The 2952-nt window shown below is 44.4% G+C and carries 1 protein-coding gene; it reads right to left on the bottom strand.

Annotated features, from left to right (window positions below):
- A partial coding sequence (locus DW694_RS16640) for a DUF3849 domain-containing protein (RefSeq protein ID WP_118753347.1) occupies positions 1 to 2922 on the bottom strand: 2922 nt, incomplete at its 3' end.
- Positions 2923 to 2952: the final 30 nt, after the last annotated feature.

Here is a 2952-nt window from a genome sequence, read left to right on the forward strand (position 1 = left end):
AGCCACATCGGAGCCAAATTCATCATGTTCCATTAAGAAAAACTTTTCCCCAGCATATTCCTTTTTATCAACCGTATGCCATGTCCCGTTATGTCCTTCTGCTTCATATCCTCTTGTCTCTGCTGTGATCGTCACTTCGTTTTCTCCTATCGCCTGTTCTATCCTCTGCATCCGGATCTCAGCTCTTGCCATGTCGATAAACCCATCTAAAACTGCCGGGTGGCTTTCAATCACATAATCCAGGTTCAGATTTCTGCCCCGGCTGATATTTTCCGGGATTTCGATATGCTCCGCCCAGTCTTTGTTCTGTCTGGAAAATCTTCCATCATGAGAAAGTTCACGGATGGTGTTTGCCATAACAAAATTCATACGTTCTTCCCCAAAGCGTTCCACGACTTCTTTTGCCGCACCCTGCTTTAAGTGCAGTCCGTCAAAATTCTCCCGGATAACATCCTCGATTGCTTTCTTGCAGTCCAGGTTTAACTTTCTGGAATCCAGATAGGCATCTACATCCCGTTCTCCCATTGCCTGTTCCAATGTTTCTTTATAAACTGGCGGATATGCCCTGACGGAATTATGTTCCAGCATGTTCATTCTCTGCTGGACAAACTCCGGAAGTTCCTGAAATCCAAAAGAATCTACATAATAGGCTGTGATCTCTGCACCCCTGTTTATCACGATCACATCACTTACCGATAAGGAATGACCACGGAAATCTTCCGGTCGATCAATGTTAAATCGTTCAAATATATTGTCTAACGTGATTGTTGGCATCCACGGTGCTGCATAAACCATCCGGTAATCCTTTCCATCAATGGTATAGCCCAGGTTCTTTGCAGATTCCATTCCCATAAACTGATAGGTATGCTCATCTCCACTATCCATTTGATAAATGGCAAACCTTCTGCTTTCTCCATGCAGAAGAAGTGTCTCATCAATCTTTTCTGCACTCTGCTGTTCCAGTGCTTCCTGTTTTGTGGCAGAGACTTCTCTTTCTTTCTGGACTTCCCATTCTGTTTCTGTGATTCCAAAGATACCGTCATATCCCAAAATCTCATTTTCCGTCTCCACAAGCACCTGTTCTGCCCGTTGTGGATTCTCTGGATTTCCATATAAGATGTCAATTTCTGCCCCTCCACGGTATAATTCATATGCCCGGTCTTTCGTAAGCGGTAGCATATGGTCTAACTGGATTCCTGCCTCGTGCATTTCCGTAAAACCGATCATGCCATCTGGGAAATTGTCAATCTGTGCCTGTGTTTCATTCATAAGGTTTCTCGTATATTCACTTTCCGGTCTGCGGATTGCGGTCATCATACGATTCACCAGTCCAAGCACTTCGTCTTTGTCATCCATCTTATATGCAAAATTCACAATAAGATTTCTCTGGGAATCTGTGAAATTTCCTGTATTTGCAGCTTCTGCCGTTTCAATCAGACGGTGGGCATACTGCATGGCTGTTTCTTCTGCAATCTCCGGTTCCTTCACTGGGAAGTTTGCCCTTGCTGCCTGGATCACTTCATACACCAGCTTTGAACCGGCTTCATCGTAAGATTCCCTCATATCCCATACTAGGTCATTCAGTCTTTCCACCTGTCCGGGGAAGGTTTCTGCATATTCATTTACAAATGCCTTTTCATTTTCCGAAAAAATATTTCTTGGAAACTCTGCTTTTTGCACCAACATCTCTGCCTGATCTTTCGGAGAAAGGTCAGAAAAAGAAGTAACGCCTGTGTCCGCATCATATTCCACATCATAAAAATCAATCGGATAGTTCTCTCCGTGCCCACTGCTGTCATAGAGTGGTGTGACGGCAGCACCTTTTTCTTCCAGAAAACTTTCCAGTGGTTTCTCATTTTCCTCTATCTCACCACTTTCCAGAAGGCGGACGTATTCACCCACATTCTGTTCTAACTGTTCCCTGCTCATATTTTCGATCAGATCATAAGTAAACTCGGAACCCATGCTGCCCGAAAGATGCAGAATCAAATCTTCCTTATGGAAGGTATCCCGGATTGGTCTTTCCATTTCCAACTCGTACATCTGTGCCTCGATATTCTCAATGATCTCTGCCGATGTTTTTCGGATGGTATCCATAGATGCTTTCAACGCCTTCATATCCCTGCTCTCGCACCAGCTGGCGATATAGGTAAACGAATATTCTGAAGTATCCAGACCAAAATGGTTGCAGACAATATAAGCAATACTTTCTGCTTCCACTTCCTTTGTTGTCTGGTCTTTTAAGACTCCTTCCGCATCCATTACTTCCCGGTCATGCAGCAATGCGTGGCTCACCTCATGGACTCCGGTTTTCATCGTCTGTACATTACTCATATCTTCCTTTATCGCAATATATTTTTCTGTCTGGTGATAATAGCCTTTTGCATCCCCTTCCACATTCATCATACGGATCGGCACAGGAGAAATATTCTGCAATGCCTGCATGAACGTATCATAAAACTGTACACTTCCGGTAAGCTCCGGCACCTCCAGTTCTGCGATCGGTTCCCCCTCTGTCTGGCTGACATCAAACACTGTCGTTACACGGAATCTCGGTATCACCATCTCCACGATCTCTGTTTCCGGCTGTCCATCATCCCCGATCACAGGCTCTTTTGTTACCGGGTCGATCTTTTCAATCTCCTGTTTCTCCCGGATCGGTGCTGGTGCAATGATCTGGATTCCTTTCTCTCCACGTTTTACATGACGGTTAAACTTCTTCTGCCATGCCTGATACCCTGCCACCAGTGTTGCTTCCGGTTTCTGCATGGTGATCAGCAGCGTGTTATTAAAGCTGTAATTATGGAACTTTGACATGGTATTCAGATATTCGGTATATCGCTCCGATGTAAAGATTTCCTTTACTCCCTGCTCCAGCCGTTCCGATATTTCTTTTAACTGTTTTTCTATATTATTTGCCATAAACAAACCCTCCATTTTATGTCCCCGCCA

The organism is Ruminococcus sp. AM26-12LB (assembly GCF_003480785.1).
Classification (GTDB): domain Bacteria; phylum Bacillota; class Clostridia; order Lachnospirales; family Lachnospiraceae; genus Blautia_A; species Blautia_A fusiformis.